The organism is Uliginosibacterium aquaticum, from assembly GCF_012972705.2.
GTDB lineage: Bacteria > Pseudomonadota > Gammaproteobacteria > Burkholderiales > Rhodocyclaceae > Uliginosibacterium > Uliginosibacterium aquaticum.
This window is the reverse complement of record NZ_JABCSC020000003.1, coordinates 386,104-402,314: the sequence shown is the minus strand read 5'-3', so window position 1 is coordinate 402,314 and position 16,211 is coordinate 386,104. Positions and strand designations below refer to the sequence as shown.

Here is a 16,211-nt window from a genome sequence, read left to right as displayed (position 1 = left end):
GCAGGGATCAAGCAAGCGGGAGAGCGTCGATTGTCGCGCCAAATGCAGCTAGCCGGCGCTATCAACACGATTGCCGGCCCGCAACTGCCCACTAAGTCGCACGACGCAAAAAAACCGCAATCCCGATCAAGAAAAATCAGAATCACGTCTCTAGTGTGACCGGTAACCGGCGACTTTTCAGTCGCACGGTATCAATAATACGGAGACAAAAATGAAGAAATTCTCGGCCTTGGCAGCCTCCTTGCTGCTCAGCCTGACGCTCGCCGCCTGCGGGGGCGGCGGCAGCAACGATTCCGGCAGCACGTCTGCCAGCAACACCACGAGCTCGGCAAGATCCTCAGCAACCGCCACTTCAAGCGGAAGCTCTCTCGCCGCCAGCTCAGCGGCGACCAGCTCCAGTTCGCTTGCCGACTCCAGCAGTTCGGCCACCTCCAGCACAGCCTCGAGCAGCGCTACGACCGGCGGCGTAACCATCCACATGCTGGGTGACTCGACGATGACGATCTATACCGAAGATCGTCGGCCGCAGATGGGCTGGGGCGAAAAGATGCCCATGTTCTTCAATAGCAGCGTGACCGTAAAGAACTGGGCTCTGGGCGGGCGCAGCTCGCGCAGCTTCTATAACGAAGCAACCCGTTGGCCGGCAATCCTGCCCTTAATCAACGCCGGCGATTACGTGATCATCCAGTTCGCTCACAACGACCAGAAATATGGTTCGGACTACGCCGTCTACGGCACTTACGCCTTTTGCAGTGACGGCAGCGGCGACGGTGAAGCCTGCACGGGTGCAGTTGACGCACTGGACAGCAGCGCTCAGAAGAACGAGCACTCCTATTACCAGTATCTCAAGAAATATGTGTCTGAAATCAAGGCCAAGGGGGCCTACCCCATCCTGATGTCGCCCATCGTGCGCAAGTATTTCAGCGGTAGCTCAATCACGGCCGAAGGCCAGCACAATGTCGCCATCAAGGGCACCGAAACCTATGCCCGCGGTGACTATCCCGCTGCCATGAAAGCCGTGGCCACCAAGTACGGCGTGCCCTTTGTCGACCTGACCGCAGAAACCAAGACCATCGTAGAGAGCTATGGTGATACCGCAGCAACCGCCAACCTCTACATTGCCGCCGACAGCACGCACCCGCAGGTTCTCTTCGCCACGCTGATCGCCAAAAAAGCTGTCGAAGGCATGAAGAGCCTGAACATCCTCACGCCTTATATGGTGGATGTCAGCTCGCTGGTGGCCAGCCCCAGCTCACTCGCCTGGAGTACCCGCTACGTTAATGTGGCGTCGACCAAGTCGATCACGCTCTCGGCTTTTGATCTGGCACCTGCCACCGGAACCGTCACCGCCACATCGCCCTCCAGCGCCTTCGAGCTTTCACTCGACCAAACGACCTGGAGTAACGCGGTAACGGTGGACTACACCAACGCCGCCTTCACCAAGACGCTCTATGTACGCTTTACGCCGACCGCGGTGCAGGACTACAGCGGCAATATCAGCTTCTCCCAGGCAGGAAGTTCGCTCGGAACCGTGGCGGTAAGCGGCAGCGGTGTAGCCGCAGGTGCAGGCGTTGATTCCTACGCCACCTGGTTTACGGCTGGGACCTCAGTGACAGCCGTAACAGATGGCCTGGTGACTGCTTCCGATGTGCTGGCCAGCGACCTGACCGCCACGACCTCGAAAGTCATCGCGGTAGATGGGCAGGACACAACGGTTGCCCGCTACTCGGTGAACACCTGGGCAAGTCGAGACGAAGGCAAGTATCTGGAGTTCGCGGTCAAACCCAGCGGAGCCTTCAGCGTCTCGGCCATTTCGGCCTATCTCACCACCAGCGGTGGTTCCACCGTTGTTGCCGACATGGACTATTCCACCGACAAAGTGAGCTGGACCAAGCTCAACTCGACAACCCTGGCGTTCAGCAAGGACGCCATGACAAAGCTTGAGTACAGCACCACGATTCAGGTCGCCGCAACTGGCACGCTCTACCTGCGCATTTACCCCTGGAACACCTCTGGCTCTGCCACCACCACGGGTAAATCGCTCGGCTTGTACGGCGTGAAAATCTTCGGCAAAGTTTCCCAGTAAATACAACACCGACCAGCAGGCCGGGCCTTTGTGCCCGGCCTTTTTCATGATGGGCCATTGCGGTTTTCCCGAGCGGGTGCAAACCGGCTGCGCTAACTCAAGCAGGGCTTGTCCGAACTGCCCATGAGCCCCATCGAAAGCCTAAGATGCAGCGTCGCACACCAAGAGGAGGATCCGATGCCCGTTACCCCCGAATTGCTCGATGAACTCAACACCCTGCTGCGCTTTGATCTCGATACCAATCAGCAAGGCATCAAGATTCACCATGATGCACCTGCAGCCATCGCCGCCTCCGCCCAGCGCCTGCATGACAAGGGCCTGATCACCCAGATCGACGGCGGCTATCTGACTCCGCTCGGCCGTCATGCCGCCGAACACGCCCAAACCCTGATCTCCATCCTCACCACCTCGCCAGGGCTCGGCAACACGCCCTGACAGCGTTGCCCGGGTCCGGCCATGCCGGACTGCGGGCAAGTCCCGCTCCTTACGTCGGCCGTGCGCTTCCACCGCGCCGGCCCGCAGCGCCCGCGCAAGCGCCCGCTTGCAACAATCCTCCCTGACAAGAACATGGCATCAGGGAGAAAGATATGCTCAGAAATTTGCTTACGCTCGCGCTGTCGCTGAGCCTGCTCGCCGCATGCGGTGGCGGTGGCGGCAACGCAGGTCAGGCAGCCGGGAGTTCCACCGCCAGTTCGGGGCAGAGCAGCGCAGCCGCTAGCAGCGCCGCCAGTGCCAGCTCGGTGGCAGCCTCTGCTGCCAGCAGCAAAACATCCAGCACGGCCACCCAAAGCATTGCAAGCTCCTCGGCTGCAGCAAGTTCGCTAGCCAGCTGCGGCGGCAGTTTCATGGGCCGCAGCAATCTGCTGATCGGCGCACAGATGGAAGACGCAACCGCGGCGGCGGCCCCCTTCGATGTGCGCTACCGCTATCTGGCCGGCGGCATCCGCGATGCAGGCTCATGCTCCTCCAGTTGCGACGGCAGTTGTGGCAGCTGGTGGGGGTGCTGGCAAGACACCAGCAAGGCGCCCGGCCAGTACATCCTGAGCCATATCCAGACTACCGGCAGCGCGACCTGGCAAGGCAAGGCCCGGGCGCAGATCCCGGCCATCACATATTACGAACTCCTGCATGGCTCGAAGACCAGCGAAGGCGCTGCGGAAGTGGCTGCCATCAACGACGCGGCCTTCCTTGCCCGCTATCTCGACGACTGGCGCTTCCTGCTGCAAACCCTTGGCAGCAGCCAGGCCCTGCTGCATGTCGAGCCGGACTTCTGGGGCTTCGTCCGCCAGAGCAACAGCAATCCGCAACTGATCCCCGCCAAGGTCAGTAGTGCCAACCCGACCGACTGCGCCAGCCAGGCCAACACCGCCACCGGTCTGGCCAGATGCATGATCGCCATGGTGCGCAAGTACGCCCCGAACGCCAAGGTCGGCCTGCACGCCTCACCCTGGCTCAGTGGTACAAGTGGCGACGGCATCGCCACCGGCAACTTCATGGTGGCGCTCGGCGCGGCTGATGGCGACTTCGTCGTCACCGATCCATCGGATCGCGACGCCGGCTATTACGACAGCATTGGCCAGAACCGCTGGTGGACCGACACCAGCGCGGCGGCCTATCTGGCCTGGAGCCAAGCCGTGGCCGATACGCTCGGCAAACCCACGGTGATGTGGCAAATCCCGCTCGGCAATGCGTCACAAACCAATAACGCCAATCACTGGAAAGACAATCGTGTTGACTACCTGTTCAGCCACCTGACCGAGGTCCGCAACGCCAAGGTCGTCGCCCTGCTCTTCGGTGCCGGCGACAGCAACCAGACCACGCCGGAAAGCGACGGCGGCAACCTGATCAGCAAGACCACCAGCTATTGGCAAGCGGGTGGCACGCCTCTGTGCCAGTAAGCACGTGCTGAAAACAAAAAAGCCCGGACTTGTCCGGGCTTTTTTCATTCGGCTTGCAAGCCAGTCGGAGCTTCGTTGCAGGCGCCGACATCATCAGTAAGCGCATGGCCTGACTGGAAGATGCGAGCGAGCTTCAATGTGTAGCGGGTAAAGGGTTGAGCTTGTCGCGATTGATTCGCAAGGCTTTGTCTTCACTCCAGACAACTTCTGTCCCCCAGGAATAGAGCCAACATTCCTTGTGACCGTCGTTCTGGCATCGCTCGAAAAGTTTGTACAGTTCAGGCAGGCCGGCGGTGCCTGTGGAGAAGAATCCACCGCCGTCGCCGAGCACCAGCGCTTTGGTGGGCTTGGGGTTGGCAAGGAATTCTTCGTACCTGACACGGTACTTGGCCTGAGTGGGCAGGCGGTTGATGTCCTCAGGGCGGGCATAGCCGCTGGCTGGTTGTACTCGCAACAAAGCCAGCAGTTCCGGGCTCGCACTTGGTGGTGTAGCGGCGCCGGGGCGCGCGACGGGCGCCTGAGAGCTGTTTGTCTGCTCAGCGGATAAGGGCAGAGCCTTTTCATTGTTCAAGGGATAGAGGCTGGAAATGACCAAACCGCACTCGTCGAGAATGGCTTGGCGGGCATCCGCTTCGAGCGTCTGGCGCAATTCGCTGCGGAAGGTCCAGATACCCATTGATGCGTTCAGTTGGACGTAATAGTTTTTCCCGCTCTGCACCTGTAGTTCCAGCGAGGTTTCATTTTCGGATTTGGCAAATAGCTTGTACTTGCCCGGAGCGACTTCCAGCGGCATGAATGAGTAGCCGGGCAGAGTGCCAGCATCGAGGCCGTTAAGCTGCAAAGTCTGACTGAAAATGTGGCCAATGTAATTGTTGCGATAAACGTAGATGCGGGCCTTTTCCGGGGTGGTCGCAAAGCGCTTGGCTTGCTGATCCATTTCAGGCGAGCCCTTGAGGGGCAGGGCACCCGGGGTGGCACAGCCTGCGAGGAGCAGGGCAAGAATCAGGAGGAGGGTTTTCGTGGCATAACACATGAGCGGACTACACCTTTTTCAGGAATTGAACGGGCGAGATCATGAGCCGCGCATGCTGGTTCAAATCCATTCTATAAGCAAGGTTTTGTGCTGCAGTGCCAGTACACAAAACAAAACGCCCGGAACCAGTCCGGGCGTTTTCGTAGGGCCGACCTCATCGGCTACTTGCGCGTGGTGTGCGACTGAAGTCGCACCTACGATCAGGCGGCCTTGGTGACTTCGGCGTAGGCCCACTCCAGCCAGGGCAGCACAGCTTCCAGATCAGAAGCTTCAACCGTGGCGCCACACCAGAAGCGCAGGCCGCTCGGGGCGTCCTTGTAGGCGCCGATGTCATACGCAACGCCTTCCTTGTCGAGCAGCTTCACCAGCGCCTTGACCTGATCCGGCGTGGCGTCGAGCGAGAAGCACACCGAGGTGTTGGAGCGGCTGACTTCATCCTTGGCGAGGAAGTGAATCCATGGGGTCTTGGCGACGAAACGCTCGAAGACGGCGAGGTTGTCGTTGCTGCGCTTGATCAGTGCCGGCACGCCGCCGATGGAATCCACCCATGCGAGGGCGTCCAGATAGTCTTCGTTGGCGATCATCGACGGGGTGTTGATGGTGGCACCTTCAAAGATCTCGGCCATCAGCTCGCCGCCCTTGGCGATGCGGAAGATCTTCGGCAGCGGCCAGCTCGGCTTGTAGTCCTTCAGGCGCTGCACAGCGCGCGGCGACAGGATCAGCATGCCGTGGGCACCTTCACCGCCCAGCACCTTCTGCCACGAGTAAGTGACGACGTCGAGCTTGTCCCACGGCAGTTCCATGGCGAACACGGCGGAGGTCGCGTCACACAGGGTCAGGCCTTCGCGGTCAGCCGGGATCCAGTCGCCATTCGGCACTTTCACGCCGGAGGTGGTGCCGTTCCAGGTGAACACGATGTCGTTCTTCGGGTCCCACTGGCCGAGGTCCGGCAGCTCGCCGTAGGCGGCGCTGAAGTTGCGCACATCCTTGAGCTTGAGCTGTTTGACGATGTCGGTCACCCAGCCTTCGCCGAAGGATTCCCAGGCGAAGGTATCCACCGGGCGGGCACCCAGCAGGTTCCACATGGCCAGCTCGAAGGCGCCGGTGTCGGAAGCCGGCAGGATGCCAACGTGGTAGTCCGCCGGGATGCCCAGCAGGCGCTTGGTTTCGGTGATGGCCTTGGCCAGACGGGCCTTGCCCAGGGAGCTGCGGTGCGAGCGGCCGAGAATGTCCTTCGGCAGATTGGCCAACGAGTAGCCAGGACGCTTGGCGCAGGGGCCCGAAGAGAAGTTCGGCGAGTTCGGTTTGATGGTGGGTTTCACGGCAGACTCCAGTGAAGAAGGAAAATTCTGAGTCCGCCATTGTAGTCCGGCGGGCGCGGGAGGGGAAACCGCTGGCCGGCTACGATTTTCTTGCCCTCTCTTCCGACATCCGGCCGCTTAACACGCTGGCCAGCCCCTAAACTGGCCTCTCACGCCATCCATCTACCAGTAACCTAGGGAGGCCCATGCCGGCACGTCCGTCGATCAAGACAGTGACGCTGGCTCTGCTGCTGCCTGGAATGGCAATGGCTGCGCCGCAACTGAGGCTGCATAACGCACTGGCAGAGTGTGTAAGCATCGAGATGACGCCGCCGCAATCAAAGCGCCAGCAGCTGATACTGGAGGCGGATTTCCGGATCAAGCAGGCAACGGCGGCCTGCGGCTGCACCTCGATGCGAGTCGCCTGGCACAGCGAGCTTGCCGGCGAAGCCCTGAGCCAGGAACGCTTTAGTCTTTCAGGCAACATGCACAAGCGGCTGGTGCTGGGTACAACCACCCGCACACAGGGCCTGCGCGACCTGGATCTGCATTTCAGCTGCGCAGCGGAATAAGCACGAAATGAAAACGGGAGGCCGAAGCCTCCCGCAGAGCTTTACTCAGGCTTGCCGGATCAGAAGCTCGTCACGTCCGACGGGCTGACATCACAGTAAGCGGTGTTGAAGAACTCACCGTACTTCTCGGTCGACCCATTGCCCTTTTCGATGCCCTTCCACTCCTCGCAGATCCGCGGCTTGGAGGTGATGGCCGAGGTCCATACCAGGCCCTTGACCTTCAGGTTACGAATCGTGGCCTTGTCGCCATAGTTACGGTTCAGGCCCACTACGGTGCTGCTGATCGTGCCATTGATGGTTACGTTGTTGATCTGCACATAGCGCGGACCGCCGTTGCTGGTGCAGTCGCCGCAGGAACGCCACAACTTGCCAACCGCGCCATAGGTGTTGAAGTTCTCGATCACAAAGGTGCTGTTCTTCGAGTTGTGCTGGAAGGTCTTGTCCTGCGCAGCATTCGCCGAGCCACCCGAGATCGTGAAGGTACCGCCCTCAGATTTGTTGGTCGCAGCATCCTCACACACGTCTTCCCACACCACATTCTCAGCCCGGCAATTGCCAGATACGCAGTGAATGCCATCGGCCGCATTGGCGTTGATGCGTACATTCTTGATGGTGGCATTCTTCAGCGTGAACAGCGGTTGCTGGGATTCGCTGCCGCCATTGCAGGAAGTCCCGACAGTGATGCCACCGCAATCGACGGTGGCATTTTCGATGGTGCTGCCAGGCGCGCATGTATTGGTGGCAACACTGGATGCGGCGCTGCTGGCAGCCGAGCTGGCCTTGCTCGACGACGCAGCGCTGGAAGCCGCCGCACTGCTCGAAGCAGCAGCACTCGAAGCAACGCTGGATGCGCTGGAGGCACTCGAAGTGCCGGAAGGCACCGAACACTCATTGGTACCTCCGGCCACCTTGGTGCCCGTGCCGAAGGTGACTTCACCACACACGAAACTGCCCGAGAGCGTCTTGTAGGTGAACTTGTCCGCACGGCCATAAGCCACGCTCGTATTGGCCGGCACACTGCAGGTTTTACCTTCGCTGCAGATCGTGACGTAACCAGCGGGACGGTTGGCGGCCTGGGCCACACCAATGCTTGCCAGGGCCGTCAAGCCCAGCATGAAGTACTTGATTGTCATTGCCTGTCTCCTGAGATTTATTGTCTGGCGCTCATGCGCCATTTCTTGTGCTGCACCGGGGGGATGACACCCCTTCCGGTGCATTCAGGCTAGATCAGGCCTTAAAAAACGCAAACTGCGCTCGTCAGAAAGATCCGGCTTTGTTCGCTGCAAGATCAGCATGAAAGTCACGCTCAGCAAGCTTTTCAGGCTGCTGATCAGCGTGCGTTTTGCACAGGAATCTCGCCTGCGCCGCCTTGTCGCCGGAAAATCCCGTAGAATCCGCCCCGTCATCGGGGAGTAGCCACCCGCAACAAGCGGGCCCAGCGTCAACAGACTTGGTCGCAAGACCATGGCGCTGGGAGCCAAGCCAGGTTCGGCGAGACCTTTGACTGTTGCGGTGTCGATGCAGGTCGACGGGTCGCGGCAGTCATTGTGTTCGTCCGTCGGCCTGCCTCGTAATGACTCACATGGAAGCCTTCCTCGTCTCCACGGGCATCGTCGCCCTCGCCGAAATGGGCGACAAGACGCAGTTGCTCGCCCTCGTGCTCGCCGCACGCCTCAAGAAGCCCCTGCCGATCTGCCTGGGCATCCTTGCCGCCACACTGGTCAATCACGCCTGCGCAGCGGCGGTCGGGCAATGGATCACCCTGCATCTCGGCGCGGATGCCATGCGCTGGATCCTCGGCGTGTCCTTCCTCGCCATGGGCGCCTGGATGCTGATCCCGGACAAGCTGGATGACGACGATGCCCCCAAGCCGGCGCGCTTCGGCGCCTTCCTGACCACTACCATCGCCTTCTTCATCGTCGAAATGGGTGACAAGACCCAGATCGCCACAGTCGCGCTGGCAGCCAAGTATTCGGCGCTGGCCTGGGTGGTGGCAGGCACGACCGTCGGCATGATGCTGGCCAATGCGCCGGTGGTGTATTTCGGCGACAAGCTGACGAAGATTGTGCCGATCAAGGTCGTGCACATAGTCTGCGCACTGATTTTCGCTGCGCTGGGCGTGGCCGCTCTGCTGAATCTGGGCGAAATGCTCTGATCAGAGCCGATTCTGTGCGGCTTCGAGCGCAATCAAGGCCTGCTTGCGCTCGATGCCCCAGCGATAATCACTGAAGTCTCCGCTCTCACGGATCACCCGGTGACAGGGGATCAGCGCGGCAAGGGTATTGGCGCCAATCGCACTGCCAACGGCGCGGGCGGCCTGTGGCTTGCCCAGGGCACGGGCGATCTGACCATAGCTAGCCAGATCGCCCGGCGGAATACGCAACAAGGCCTGCCAGACCTGAATCTGGAAATTGCTGCCACGCAGCAGCAGATGCAGGGGCGCCGAGCCTGGCAACCGCTGGAAGGCTGCATTCAGCGTGCGCTGGGCCGCACCGGGTTCATGGCACAGACGGGCTCTGGGCCATTCCTCACGCAAGACAGCCAAGGCAGCCTCTTCTGCCAGAAATTCGAGGCGGCAGATGCCGCGTGAGGTCAGGGCCACGAAAGCTTCGCCAAAGGGCGTAGCGCCGCAGCCATAGAGAATGTCCAGCCCGGCCCCACCTTGCGCCACCTCTCCGGGCGTGACGGCCTCGCAGGTCACCATCAGGTCATGCAGACGACCGGGGCCGGACAATCCGCTGGCGAGACTGGCGTCCAGAACCGAGGCGGAAGCCCGCAGACGCCGACGCGCCTCCTCCTTGCTCAGGAACTGCAGGAAGCGCTTGGGGCTCACGCCCGCCCAGGCACTGAACAGGCGCTGCAGGTGAAAGCTGGACAAGCCCAGCGCATCCGCCAGTACAGCCAGATCGGGCTGCTCGCGGGCATGTTCGCGCAGGAAGCGGATGGCCTGCGCAATGGTGGCGTAAGCCTCGCTCTGACTGGCCGCAGAATGAATGGGGAGATCGGATGGCATGCGCGAAGTGTCGCAGCCGGTAGCACCGGCCGCCACCCGATTCTTGCTAGAGCCCCGGCGGGCGCTGCATTTCCTCGAACACGGTGGCCGAGGTGTCGACGATGAAAGGCGTCTCCGGCAGGTTCTGATAAAACCATTCGGCGATTACCAGTTCACCCTGGCCGCGCTCGAAGGGGCCGATGTGGGCCAGGTCGCCGTTCATGAGCTTGCAATCGAAGTAGCGCAGGCGATCCTCGCCCATTAGACGGATCGAGTGGATCTTCTCCAGCGCGATGCGATCCACGCGCATCGGCCGGCTGGACGGATTGCGAAAATACAGGAAGCCGTCGAGTAGCTCGATGATGGCCACGCCCACCAGCGGCCCACGCGTGAAACGGCGCACCAGCTGATAGGCGAGGATAGCCACGATCAGCCCGCCCACGACTTGTTTGCCGGTGTCATCCAGATTGCCGCCGAAAAGAACGAAGGCCAGACACACCACGCCCACTGCGACACTCACCCACAGGGTGCGCTCGGCCTGCTTGACCGAGCGCTCATGCAACTTTTTGCTCATGGAATCCTTATTTTGCGAGCGGCTCGGTGCGGCCAACCAGATGCAACACATTGCCTTCGGGGTCGCGGAAGAAGAACAGCTGCACGCCATTCTCCAGCGCCTTGTAGTCCTCCAGCACTTCGACGCCACGCCCCTTCAGGCGGCCAGCGCCCTCAGCCACATCCGCCGCATTCATGCGCAGCGCAATGTGACGGATGCCCTGAGCGCGATAATGCTCGGTGCCGATCTCACGCTCGGCCTGGATGAACTCGATGATCGAGCTACCATCGGCTGCCAGCACGAAGGCCGTGCCATGACCATCGTCGCGCACGATCAGCTGGAACTTGAGCGCGTCGATATACCAGGCGCGCAGCGCCTCCGGATCCCTAGCGATGATGCAGGTGTGCTCGATGCCCTGGATCAGCACGTTCTTCGGTGCGTCGGCAAGGCGCGGCGGCATCGCCAGCGAGAGGCGGTTGGGGCGCGAGATCAGGTGCAGGATGTTGCCGTCCGGATCACGGAAGTGATAAGTCGCCAGACCTTCCGGGAACTGGTGTGGCGTTTTGCCGATGGTTTCCACGCCGCTTTCGGCCAGGCGATGCACCGCCTCACCGAAATCATGCGCATCCACTGCCAGCGCGATGTGGCGCAAGCCGCTGTCCTTGACCTGGGGCTTGCCGGCACACAGCGAAGGCTCCTGGCTCGGCACCAGCTCGATCATCGAGCCATTGGCCATAAGCAGGAAATACACGCCTGCGCCGTTATCCAAGATGCACTTCATGTCGAGATTCTTCACATACCAGTCACGCAGGCGCGTGGTGTCGGCAGAAAAAACCGCAACGTGTTCGATGCCCTGATAGATCGCCATGGGATTGCCTCGGGAAACGGGTGGATGGCAGCAGCCTGGCAAACCGCGCCCGGCTGTCCGTGAAATGCTTCGGAAGCTTGCTGCGCGCAATCCTAGCTTTTTTTCGCGATCTCGTAACGCGGCAGGCGCAAACTGATTGCAATGCTCAGCGCGGCCATGATTGCGCAGAGCACGAAGCCAAGGTGGATTCCGCCCACCAGTGCGTGACGCGCCTGCTCAATCAGCGCCGCTGCATCAAAGCCCAGCCTGCCCGCCAGCTCGGCCAGCGCCTGCTGATCAGCCGCCCGGATCAGAATCTGCGGCGTGTCCATCAGGCTCTCCAGCGCCGGTGACTCCAGCTTCAGGGCTGCCACCGCCCCTCCTGCATCGTGGGCGTAGCGGGCATTGACCATTACGCCGGCGATGCCGACACCGAGCATGCTGCCGATCATGCGGGTGGTCTGGATCAGCGCCGAGCCCACGCCCAGATCACGCTTGCCCGCCACAGCCATCATCTGCAGGGTCAGGTTGGGCAGCTGGAAACCCAGGCTGAAGCCGCACAGGGCAAATTGCAGCAGAATCTGCCAGTTCGGCGCGCCCGGCCCGAGCAGACTCAGGCACAGGCAGCTGACCAGCGTGCCGATCTGGCCCCAGGCAATTACCCGCTCGGCGCGCGCCACGCGCGGCAGAATGCGGCCGTTCACGATGCTGCCGAGCGTGATGCACACCAGCAGCGGCGTCATCAGATAACCGGCCTGTTTGGGTGAGAAGCCGAAACCGCCCTGCAGCAGCAGCGGCGAGTAGAACACCAGCACGAACATCGACAAACCGGTCAGCAAGCCCAGCGCCATCAGCTTCAGCGCATCACGATTGGCGAAGAGGCGCGGCGGAATAATCGGCGAAGCGGAATGGTGCTGATGCCACACGAAGAGCGCCCCGCAAGCGATGGCGCCCAACATCAAGGCCGGGCCACGCCAGTCGCCAAAGCCATGGGTCTGGATCGCTTCCGAGCCGAGTAACAGGGTCGTCACGCTCACCGCCAGCAGCAGGGCACCGAGCCAGTCGATGCTGCGGTCGCCCTCCTCGTGATGCACGATGTGGGGCAGATAGCACCACACCATCGGCAGCGCCAGCACGGCCACCGGCAGATTGATGGTGAATACCGAACGCCAGCCGAAATGCTCAGTGAGCCAGCCGCCCAACGTCGGCCCCAGGGCCGAGGCCACGCCGAAGCTGGCCGACAGCAGCACCTGCCAGCGCACGCGCTGAGCGCGGTCCGGGAACAGATCCGGTACGCAGGCGAAAGCCACGCCCACCAGCATGCCGCCGCCGATGCCCTGCAGACCGCGCGCCAGCATCAGCTGCGTCATGCTGCCGGCGAAGCCGCAGGCAGCCGAAGTGACCGTAAAAGTGATGATCGCCGCCAGCACGAAAGGCTTGCGGCCATACAGATCGCCGAGCCGCCCGGCAATCGGGATCGTGATCGCACTGCCCAGCAGATAGGCCGAGGCGATCCACGGATAAAGGTCGTAACCGCGCAGCTCGGCCACGATGCGCGGCATCGCAGTGCCGACCACGGTCGAATCCAGCGCAATCAGGATGATCACCAGACAGATGCCCAGCATTGCGGCCAGCGAGGCACGGAAAGAGCGGGGTGCGTGTTCCATTTCAGAGCTCCTCGCTGCGGACTCGCAGCCCTTGCACCAGCGACTCCAGCGCGGCCCCGATCAAGCCATGCTGATCATCCGGAATGCCGGCAAACAAGCCCTCTGTCCGTGCGGTAAGCAGCGCATCGAACTTGCGCGCCTCGGCCAGTCCGGTCTTCGTCAGGTGCAGTTGCAGGCAGCGCCGGTCCTCTGGCAAAGGCTCGCGCGTAACCAGCCCTTCCTCCACAAAGCGATCCACGATGCGGCTGATCCAGCTTTTGTCCAGCCCCGCCACGCGCCCGAACTCCCCCTGTGTCAGCGGCCCGCTGCGCAGCAGAAGCATCAGCAGGCGGTGGTGCTGTGAATAGCCCAGCGCGTGGGTGTGGCGGCGCTGGTCGAGGAGATAGAGACGGATGAGTTCGCGCAGCTGCTGAGCGAGAACCTGCTTTGAATCGAGGGAGGGCATGGGGAGACTATTTGGTTGCGATACGCAACAGCTTAACAAGATGGTTGCTAATAACAACTGTCTTAACCTTCCATTACAGAGTCACCTCCACAGCGCGAACGCCTCGTAAGACGGTCGAGACATGCCGCGCACTGAACCGGCGGCAGCTCCGGCGGTCCAATCAGCCACTTTGCAGCCACATGGAGAAACTCATGCAATGCCCCGTCTGTACCGACAAGACCCTGATCATGAGCGAGCGCCAAGGTATAGAGATCGACTATTGCCCTGGCTGCCGGGGGGTCTGGCTAGATCGTGGCGAGCTGGACAAGATCATTGAGCGCAATGCCGCCGAGCAGGCGCCCGCCGTCGCTTCACGCCCTGTCGTGCCAGCCTCTGCACCACCTCCTCAGCACGCACCGCGCCCACAGCACGACGAGCACTACCGCCACAAACGCAAGAAGAGCTTCTTCGAGGAACTGTTCGACTGAGAGCCCTCTGTCTTGCCCATCCGATGCAAAGCAAACGGGCCGCAATGCGGCCCGTTTCTTGGTCTGACGCTACCGCACGAAGCGGCTTGGCTCAGCGGTATTGGTTGATGTCGTCGCGCGTCGCGATGGCGACCTTGCGGGCCTGCTCGGCGAAGTCTTCGCCCTTGCCGGCGTAGAGGATGGCGCGCGAGGAGTTGATCATCAGGCCGAGGCCGGCGGCGGTCTTGCCGGCATTCACGGTGGCTTGCACATCGCCACCTTGCGCGCCGACGCCGGGCACCAGCAGGGGCATGTCGCCGATGATGGCGCGCACGTCGGCCAGCTCCTGCGGGAAGGTGGCGCCGACGACCAGCGCGGCCTGACCGTGTTTGTTCCACTTTTCGGCGACGAGGCCGGCGACGTGTTGATACAGCTTCTTGCCGCCTTCAACAGTGAGGTTCTGCAGGTCGGAGCCGCCGGGGTTGGAGGTGCGGCAGAGCACGATGAGGCCGCAGTCCGGGTAGTCGAGGTAGGGCTCGACCGAGTCGAAGCCCATGTAGGGATTCACGGTGAGCGCGTCGGCCTGATAGCGCACGAAAGCTTCACGGGCGTATTGCGCCGCCGTGGCGCCAATGTCGCCGCGCTTGGCGTCAAGGATGACGGTGATATCCGGGTACTCGGCGTGGATGTAGTCGATCAGGGCTTCGAGCTGAGCTTCGGCGGATTCGCCAGCGAAATAGGCGATCTGCGGCTTGAAGGAACAGGCAACGTCGGCCGTGGCATCGACGATGGCCTTGCAGAACTCGTAGATCGCGTCCGGCTTGCCTTGCAGATGGGCGGGAAACTTGGAGAGATCCGGGTCGAGACCAACGCAGAGCAGAGAGTTGTTCTTTTTCCAGGCGGCGGCAAGGTCGGCGATGAAAGGCATGATGCGATCCGGAGGGAAGGGAATGGCGCGATTTTAGCTCAGGCCGGATAGGGTTATTGCCTGCGGGCATAAGGACATTCAAAACAGGGGCTTTCCAGTACCGGCCTCACCGCGCAGAATCCACCTCCTTCATCACGGAGGAATATTCATGCGCTTTGATACGCTGGCCATCCATGCCGGTTACAGCCCGGACCCCACCACCAAGGCGGTGGCGGTGCCGATCTACCAGACCACCAGCTATGCCTTCGACGACACCCAGCACGGAGCCGATCTCTTCGATCTGAAGGTGAAGGGCAACATCTACACGCGCATCATGAATCCCACCACCGATGTACTGGAGCAGCGCGTGGCCGCGCTCGAAGGCGGCATCGGTGCGCTGGCGCTGGCGTCGGGGCAGGCCGCGATCACTTACGCGATCCTCACGATTGCCGAGGCGGGTGACAACATCATCGCCACCAGTGCGCTCTACGGCGGCACCTACAACCTCTTCGCCCACACCCTGCCGCAGTACGGCATCACGGTGAAATTCGTCGATGCGGCTGATCCGCAGGCTGCTGCGGCACTGATTGATGAGCGTACCAAGGCGATCTACTGCGAATCCATCGGCAATCCGCTCGGTAACGTGGTGGATTTCGCCGCCTTCGCTGAAGTGGCGCATGCCGGCGGCGTGCCGCTGATCGTGGACAACACCGTGCCTTCGCCCTACCTGACGCGCCCGATCGAGCACGGTGCGGACATCGTGGTGCATTCGCTCACCAAGTACATGGGCGGCCATGGCACCAGCATTGGCGGCATCATCGTCGATTCGGGCAAGTTCCCGTGGGCCGAGCACAAGGCGCGCTTCAAGCGCCTGAACGAGCCAGAAGTGAGCTACCACGGCGTGGTCTACACCGAGGCGCTGGGTCCGGCGGCCTTCATCGGCCGCGCCCGCACGGTGCCGCTGCGCAACATGGGCGCGGCGATCTCGCCCTTCAACAGCTTCCTGATCCTGCAAGGGCTGGAGACCCTGGCGCTGCGCATGGATCGCCATGTGGAGAACGCCACCAAGGTGGCCGAATTCCTCCGCACGCATCCGAAGGCCGCCTGGGTGAACTACGCCGGACTGGCGGATCACCCCTCGAAGCCGCTGGTCGACAAGTACTTCGGCGGCAAGGCCTCGGGTCTGCTGACCTTCGGCGTGAAGGGCGGGCGTGAAGGCGGCGCGCGCTTCCAGGATGCACTGAAGCTGATCACGCGTCTGGTGAATATTGGCGATGCCAAATCGCTGGCTTGCCACCCGGCCAGCACCACGCACCGTCAGCTCTCGGCCGAGGAGTTGAAGAAGGCCGGCGTATCGGAAGATATGGTGCGCCTGTCGATCGGCATCGAGCATATCGACGACCTGATCGCCGATCTGGATCAGGCCTTGGCGGCGGTCTGAACGCATCTCACGCAGATAAAAAG

Annotated in this window: 18 protein-coding genes and 1 riboswitch; of the genes, 7 read left to right on the top strand and 11 right to left on the bottom strand. The window is 61.8% G+C overall.

The window, feature by feature from the left end:
- Positions 1–177 precede the first annotated feature (177 nt).
- Positions 178–474: a hypothetical protein gene (locus HJ583_RS18990; RefSeq protein ID WP_217423416.1), complete on the bottom strand. Its 297-nt coding sequence runs from the start codon at positions 472–474 to the stop codon at positions 178–180.
- 4 nt (positions 475–478) lie between these two features.
- On the opposite strand from HJ583_RS18990, the gene HJ583_RS13200 reads away from it, so the two are divergent.
- Both HJ583_RS13200 and HJ583_RS13195 read left to right on the top strand, forming a co-directional pair.
- Complete coding sequence (locus HJ583_RS13200; RefSeq protein ID WP_268968161.1) at positions 479–2,086, top strand: GDSL-type esterase/lipase family protein; 1,608 nt, start codon at positions 479–481, stop codon at positions 2,084–2,086.
- Between the two features lie 177 nt (positions 2,087–2,263).
- The gene (locus HJ583_RS13195; protein WP_101940800.1) at positions 2,264–2,521 is read left to right on the top strand and encodes a TIGR02647 family protein; all 258 of its coding nucleotides are present in this window, start codon (positions 2,264–2,266) and stop codon (positions 2,519–2,521) included.
- Positions 2,522–2,750: 229 nt separating this feature from the next.
- Here HJ583_RS13195 and HJ583_RS13190 read toward each other — a convergent pair whose 3' ends face one another.
- The gene (locus HJ583_RS13190) at positions 2,751–2,933 is read right to left on the bottom strand and encodes a hypothetical protein (RefSeq protein WP_170022349.1); all 183 of its coding nucleotides are present in this window, start codon (positions 2,931–2,933) and stop codon (positions 2,751–2,753) included.
- On the opposite strand from HJ583_RS13190, the gene HJ583_RS13185 reads away from it, so the two are divergent.
- Positions 2,932–3,984, top strand: a complete 1,053-nt coding sequence (locus HJ583_RS13185) for a hypothetical protein (RefSeq protein WP_170022348.1) — start codon at positions 2,932–2,934, stop codon at positions 3,982–3,984. The two genes, HJ583_RS13190 and HJ583_RS13185, sit on opposite strands and share 2 nt — an antisense overlap.
- Before the next feature lie 133 nt (positions 3,985–4,117).
- On the opposite strand, the gene HJ583_RS13180 is transcribed toward HJ583_RS13185, so the two are convergent.
- Positions 4,118–4,921 carry a DUF2846 domain-containing protein gene (locus HJ583_RS13180; RefSeq protein ID WP_170022347.1) on the bottom strand — a complete coding sequence of 268 codons (804 nt, stop codon included), beginning with the start codon at positions 4,919–4,921 and terminating at the stop codon, positions 4,118–4,120.
- A 296-nt stretch (positions 4,922–5,217) separates the two neighbouring features.
- Complete coding sequence (locus HJ583_RS13175) at positions 5,218–6,339, bottom strand: phosphoserine transaminase (protein ID WP_170022346.1); 1,122 nt, start codon at positions 6,337–6,339, stop codon at positions 5,218–5,220.
- A gap of 185 nt (positions 6,340–6,524) precedes the next feature.
- Between HJ583_RS13175 and HJ583_RS13170 the strand changes: the two genes are divergently transcribed.
- A complete protein-coding gene (locus HJ583_RS13170; RefSeq protein WP_170022345.1) occupies positions 6,525–6,890 on the top strand; it encodes a DUF2195 family protein in 366 nt (121 codons plus the stop codon).
- A 59-nt stretch (positions 6,891–6,949) separates the two neighbouring features.
- On the opposite strand, the gene HJ583_RS13165 is transcribed toward HJ583_RS13170, so the two are convergent.
- The gene (locus tag HJ583_RS13165; protein ID WP_217423413.1) at positions 6,950–8,023 is read right to left on the bottom strand and encodes a pectate lyase; all 1,074 of its coding nucleotides are present in this window, start codon (positions 8,021–8,023) and stop codon (positions 6,950–6,952) included.
- Between the two features lie 262 nt (positions 8,024–8,285).
- Positions 8,286–8,460, top strand: a riboswitch (yybP-ykoY riboswitch).
- A gap of 12 nt (positions 8,461–8,472) precedes the next feature.
- Here HJ583_RS13165 and HJ583_RS13160 point away from each other — a divergent pair.
- Positions 8,473–9,045: a TMEM165/GDT1 family protein gene (locus tag HJ583_RS13160; RefSeq protein WP_170022711.1), complete on the top strand. Its 573-nt coding sequence runs from the start codon at positions 8,473–8,475 to the stop codon at positions 9,043–9,045.
- On the opposite strand, the gene HJ583_RS13155 is transcribed toward HJ583_RS13160, so the two are convergent.
- The 5 genes from HJ583_RS13155 to HJ583_RS13135 form a co-directional block, all read right to left on the bottom strand.
- Entirely contained in the window at positions 9,046–9,903 is an 858-nt protein-coding gene (locus tag HJ583_RS13155; protein WP_170022344.1) for a methylated-DNA--[protein]-cysteine S-methyltransferase, read from the bottom strand.
- A gap of 46 nt (positions 9,904–9,949) precedes the next feature.
- Positions 9,950–10,456, bottom strand: a complete 507-nt coding sequence (locus HJ583_RS13150) for a hypothetical protein (protein ID WP_170022343.1) — start codon at positions 10,454–10,456, stop codon at positions 9,950–9,952.
- Positions 10,457–10,463: 7 nt separating this feature from the next.
- Positions 10,464–11,303: a VOC family protein gene (locus tag HJ583_RS13145; RefSeq protein ID WP_170022342.1), complete on the bottom strand. Its 840-nt coding sequence runs from the start codon at positions 11,301–11,303 to the stop codon at positions 10,464–10,466.
- Between the two features lie 92 nt (positions 11,304–11,395).
- Positions 11,396–12,949 carry an MFS transporter gene (locus HJ583_RS13140; RefSeq protein WP_170022341.1) on the bottom strand — a complete coding sequence of 518 codons (1,554 nt, stop codon included), beginning with the start codon at positions 12,947–12,949 and terminating at the stop codon, positions 11,396–11,398.
- A gap of 1 nt (position 12,950) precedes the next feature.
- Positions 12,951–13,394 carry a MarR family winged helix-turn-helix transcriptional regulator gene (locus HJ583_RS13135; RefSeq protein ID WP_170022340.1) on the bottom strand — a complete coding sequence of 148 codons (444 nt, stop codon included), beginning with the start codon at positions 13,392–13,394 and terminating at the stop codon, positions 12,951–12,953.
- Between the two features lie 191 nt (positions 13,395–13,585).
- Between HJ583_RS13135 and HJ583_RS13130 the strand changes: the two genes are divergently transcribed.
- Positions 13,586–13,861, top strand: a complete 276-nt coding sequence (locus HJ583_RS13130) for a TFIIB-type zinc ribbon-containing protein (protein ID WP_170022339.1) — start codon at positions 13,586–13,588, stop codon at positions 13,859–13,861.
- A 91-nt stretch (positions 13,862–13,952) separates the two neighbouring features.
- Here HJ583_RS13130 and pyrF read toward each other — a convergent pair whose 3' ends face one another.
- Positions 13,953–14,768: an orotidine-5'-phosphate decarboxylase gene (gene pyrF, locus HJ583_RS13125; protein ID WP_170022338.1), complete on the bottom strand. Its 816-nt coding sequence runs from the start codon at positions 14,766–14,768 to the stop codon at positions 13,953–13,955.
- 148 nt (positions 14,769–14,916) lie between these two features.
- Between pyrF and HJ583_RS13120 the strand changes: the two genes are divergently transcribed.
- Entirely contained in the window at positions 14,917–16,188 is a 1,272-nt protein-coding gene (locus HJ583_RS13120; RefSeq protein ID WP_170022337.1) for an O-acetylhomoserine aminocarboxypropyltransferase/cysteine synthase family protein, read from the top strand.
- Positions 16,189–16,211: the final 23 nt, after the last annotated feature.

Excerpts from the sequence above, each read along its gene's own strand:
- HJ583_RS13190 (WP_170022349.1), bottom strand. The coding sequence starts at position 2,933 with ATGAAACTGCCGCCGCAGCTGGCTAGCGAACTTGCTGCAGCCGAGGAG.
- HJ583_RS13145 (WP_170022342.1), bottom strand. The coding sequence starts at position 11,303 with ATGGCGATCTATCAGGGCATCGAACACGTTGCGGTTTTTTCTGCCGAC.
- HJ583_RS13140 (WP_170022341.1), bottom strand. The coding sequence starts at position 12,949 with ATGGAACACGCACCCCGCTCTTTCCGTGCCTCGCTGGCCGCAATGCTG.
- HJ583_RS13150 (WP_170022343.1), bottom strand. The coding sequence starts at position 10,456 with ATGAGCAAAAAGTTGCATGAGCGCTCGGTCAAGCAGGCCGAGCGCACC.
- HJ583_RS13165 (WP_217423413.1), bottom strand. The coding sequence starts at position 8,023 with ATGACAATCAAGTACTTCATGCTGGGCTTGACGGCCCTGGCAAGCATT.
- HJ583_RS13135 (WP_170022340.1), bottom strand. The coding sequence starts at position 13,394 with ATGCCCTCCCTCGATTCAAAGCAGGTTCTCGCTCAGCAGCTGCGCGAA.
- HJ583_RS13130 (WP_170022339.1), top strand. The coding sequence starts at position 13,586 with ATGCAATGCCCCGTCTGTACCGACAAGACCCTGATCATGAGCGAGCGC.
- HJ583_RS18990 (WP_217423416.1), bottom strand. The coding sequence starts at position 474 with ATGGTTACGCCGCCGGTCGTAGCGCTGCTCGAGGCTGTGCTGGAGGTG.
- HJ583_RS13180 (WP_170022347.1), bottom strand. The coding sequence starts at position 4,921 with ATGGATCAGCAAGCCAAGCGCTTTGCGACCACCCCGGAAAAGGCCCGC.
- HJ583_RS13160 (WP_170022711.1), top strand. The coding sequence starts at position 8,473 with ATGGAAGCCTTCCTCGTCTCCACGGGCATCGTCGCCCTCGCCGAAATG.
- pyrF (WP_170022338.1), bottom strand. The coding sequence starts at position 14,768 with ATGCCTTTCATCGCCGACCTTGCCGCCGCCTGGAAAAAGAACAACTCT.
- HJ583_RS13185 (WP_170022348.1), top strand. The coding sequence starts at position 2,932 with ATGGGCCGCAGCAATCTGCTGATCGGCGCACAGATGGAAGACGCAACC.
- HJ583_RS13120 (WP_170022337.1), top strand. The coding sequence starts at position 14,917 with ATGCGCTTTGATACGCTGGCCATCCATGCCGGTTACAGCCCGGACCCC.
- HJ583_RS13195 (WP_101940800.1), top strand. The coding sequence starts at position 2,264 with ATGCCCGTTACCCCCGAATTGCTCGATGAACTCAACACCCTGCTGCGC.
- HJ583_RS13155 (WP_170022344.1), bottom strand. The coding sequence starts at position 9,903 with ATGCCATCCGATCTCCCCATTCATTCTGCGGCCAGTCAGAGCGAGGCT.
- HJ583_RS13200 (WP_268968161.1), top strand. The coding sequence starts at position 479 with ATGCTGGGTGACTCGACGATGACGATCTATACCGAAGATCGTCGGCCG.
- HJ583_RS13170 (WP_170022345.1), top strand. The coding sequence starts at position 6,525 with ATGCCGGCACGTCCGTCGATCAAGACAGTGACGCTGGCTCTGCTGCTG.